Origin of the sequence: Sphingomonas sp. CCH9-F2, assembly GCF_001556735.1 — a bacterium.
GTDB lineage: Bacteria > Pseudomonadota > Alphaproteobacteria > Sphingomonadales > Sphingomonadaceae > Sphingomonas > Sphingomonas ginsenosidimutans.
Genome location: NZ_LSJO01000249.1, coordinates 1 through 3,269, shown reverse-complemented (window position 1 = coordinate 3,269; position 3,269 = coordinate 1). Strand labels below are relative to the sequence as shown.

Genomic DNA, 3,269 nt, shown 5'->3' with positions numbered 1-3,269 from the left:
GCGCAGCGGCTGGAGCGGCTCAAGCATTTCGTCAGCCGCAGCGCGCTCGACATCGACGGGCTGGGCGAGAAGACGCTGACCGAATTCCTCGATCTTGGCTGGATCGCGGAGCCGGCCGATATCTTCCGCCTCGCCGCGCATCGCGACGAACTGGTGGGGCGCGAGGGATGGCAGGCGAAATCGGTCGACGCGCTCTTCGCGGCGATCGACGCGCGGCGCGAGCCCGATGCCGCGCGGCTGCTGTTCGGGCTGGGCATCCGCCACATCGGCATCGTCACCGCGCGCGACCTGATGAAACGCTACGTCACGCTTCCCGCGATCGCCGCGCTGGCCGACGAGCTGATCGCGCTGCGTGCGGACACCGCGGCGGTGCTGGGCGAGACCGAGGCGCGCCACCGCACCCGCCTCGACAAGGCGCTGGCCGAGCGGATCGGGGTCGAGAATGTCGGCGCCGCGGTCGGCCATGCACTCGCCGATTTCTTCCACGAACCGCACAATCGCGCGGTGTGGGACGATCTGCTGACGCAGGTGACACCCCCGCCCTTTGCCGTCGAGACGCGCGCATCGGACGTGTCGGGCAAGACCGTCGTCTTCACCGGCACGCTGGAAACGCTCAGCCGCGACGAGGCGAAGGCGCAGGCCGAGGCGCTGGGCGCGCATGTCGCCGGATCGGTGTCGAAGAAGACCGATCTGGTCGTCGCCGGCCCCGGCGCGGGGTCGAAGGCGAAGAAGGCCGCTGACCTCGGCATCCGCGTCGTCGACGAAGCCGGCTGGCACGCGATCGTCGCCGCCGCGGGCTGACCCCTCAGAACAATTTGCGCGCCATGATCCGCACCTGCTGTCCCAGCGGGTCGATCAACCCCGGCTGGTAGCGATAGGGGGTCGCCCCGGTGCGGTCGCGCACCGCGATGCGGCTGTTGAGCAGGTTTTCGGCGACGAGCGCCACCGACAGTCGCTTCGCCCACGGACGCGCCACCAGCGCGCCCGCGTCGAGCGTGACGTAGGCGGTCAGCCACGTCCGCCCGGAATAGGAAAGGTCCGATGCCGCGATCGTGCTGCGCGCGCGCGTCGGTCCCTGGATCCGCGCGTAGACGCCGGGGGTCACCGGCCCGATCGCGCCGCCGACCGTCCCGTCCAGCTGCCAGCGCGGTCGCCCGCCGGTCCCGTCCAGCGTGTCACCCGCCAGCAGGTCCAGCGGGGCCTGCCCGTCGCGCGGCGTCACCCGGTCGTCCAGCCGGTACGTCACCGTGCCGTTCACGAACAACGTCGGGCGGGGTTTCGGCGGCGGCGGCGGCGGGGTGGTGGTGTCCCCCTCGGCACGCTTCGCCGGCTCGGGCGGCTTGCGCCCCAGCGGCGTCGACAGGTCGGTGGTCAGCAACAGCTTGCGCTCCCGCTCGCGCGCCAGGTTCAGCGACCGCAGGTCCAGCGTCATCAGCGTCCCCGCGCCGTCGCGCCCGAACAGCGCGGGGAACGCGCGCTGCAACGCAACGCTGGCATCGTTGGGCGCGAACGCCTGGTTGCGGATACGGGTGTCGACATAGGACAGGCCGATGCGCCATTCGCGCGCCTTGACCGGGGACACCGTCACGCCGACGGTGGTCACCCGCCGCCGTTCCGCGGCCAGCGCCGGATTGCCGCCGATCGTCGTCGTCGCCAGCACGCTTTGCCCGGTCAGGAAATCGAACACCGGCACGTTGGGGGTCGTCACTAACGGCGCGGTCAGCAGTACGATCGCGGGTGCGGTCGCGGCATCGCTGACCGACAGCGTGACCTGAACCGGGCGTGCCGGCGCCCAGGCAAGGCCGTAGCTGCTGCTGGTAAGCCGTCCGTAATCCGATACGTCCGCCATCCCGATCGTGCCGTTCGCCGACAATTTACCCACGAAGGCCAGCGCGCCGCGCTCTGCCGAGGCGATCGGGACGATCGCGGTGACGCTGGCATCGCTGCTGGTGCGCGTCAGCGCCGCCGCCGGCCCCTGCCCACCCGTCGGAGCGCTTGCCGATCGGGCAAAGCCCGCCGCCAGCGTCATCTGCACCCGCCCGGCGGGCAGGCGCAGCACCGGACCGCTCGCCACCGCCTTGCCGCCGACCGTGGTCGTCACGGTGCGGCTGGCGACCGCGATGCGCGTCGCGGCGCCGGCGGGCGGCGCGGCGAACGGATCGGCGGCGGCGGTCACGGCCGACTGCCACTCACCGGGGGCCAGTGCCTGATCCGATCGCACCGCCTGCCGCGCGCGGTCGTAGTTGCCGGTGACGTTCCACGCCCAGTCGCCCCAGCCACCTTGCACCGTCGCGCCCGCGTGCAGCGTCAGGCTGGTCGCGCGCTGCCGCAGCGGATCGCCCGGCAGAAAGCGCGACAGCAGCAGGTCGTCGCCGAACGGCAGCGCACCGTTGCCCGCCGGCACCGCCAGCGTCACCGGCGCAAGCCCGGTCAATGCGCCCTGCCGCTGCCCCTCCGCATTGATGTTGAGCGAGGCATCGACGGTACGGCTCAATGGCGCGCCGATCGTCCCGTCGATGCGCAGCGTGTCGACCCGCGACTGGAGCGTGCGATAGGGGTTGATGTCCGCCGATCCTGCCGCCGCGCGATAGGCGGCCGGCACGCCGCGCAGCGCCGGGTCGGCGGGCACCGCCGCGCGCGTCACTGTACGCCCCGCCAGCGCGTCCAGCCGCGGATCGATGCTGCCCCCGTCGGCGCGCGCCACCGTCCCGGCCAGCGAAAACGGCGTGTCCGGATCGGCCGCGATATCGCGCTGCGATTGCAGCACCGGGGTGAAGTGAAAATAGGACAGGGTCAGCGACGCGCGCCGCGCATCGTCGATCCGCGTCGCCGTGGCCTCGCTATAGCTGGTCGCCCCGCCGCCGGCCGTGGTCGTGCCGCTGACCTGCACCGTCGACAGCGCGCGGAAATGCTTCTTCGTGATGACGTTCATCACCCGTACCGTCGGCGAGAAGCCGAAGCGCGGCGCGTCCTGTTCGGACAATATCTCGGTCCGCTCGATCGCCTCGAGCGGCAGGTTCTGCACCTCCGCAAAGCCTGAGATACGCCGCCCGTTGAGCAGATAGGCGGGGTCTTCCCCCGTCACCGATTGTGCCAGAGGCTTCAGCCGGTCGGCCAGTTCCTTCATGTTGCTCGCACCCAGCGCGCGCAACGCCTGCGCGTCGAGCGCGGCGACCGGCGCGACCTCGCCGATCGCCGATCCGCGCAGCCGTTTGCCGATGACGACGACGTCGCCGCGCGCGTCCGCCGCCGCGGGGGCATCCTGAGCC

General features: G+C 71.9%; 2 protein-coding genes. One reads left to right on the top strand and one right to left on the bottom strand.

The genetic code is table 11. The annotated features are described in order from the left end of the window. The coding region (locus tag AX685_RS07460) for a BRCT domain-containing protein (protein ID WP_331710158.1) at window positions 1–801 on the top strand (801 nt) is incomplete at its 5' end. A 4-nt stretch (window positions 802–805) separates the two neighbouring features. Here the strand turns inward: AX685_RS07460 and AX685_RS22430 are convergent. Beyond that, window positions 806–3,269 (bottom strand): TonB-dependent receptor (locus AX685_RS22430; RefSeq protein WP_066487116.1); only part of this gene is annotated, 2,464 nt, incomplete at its 5' end.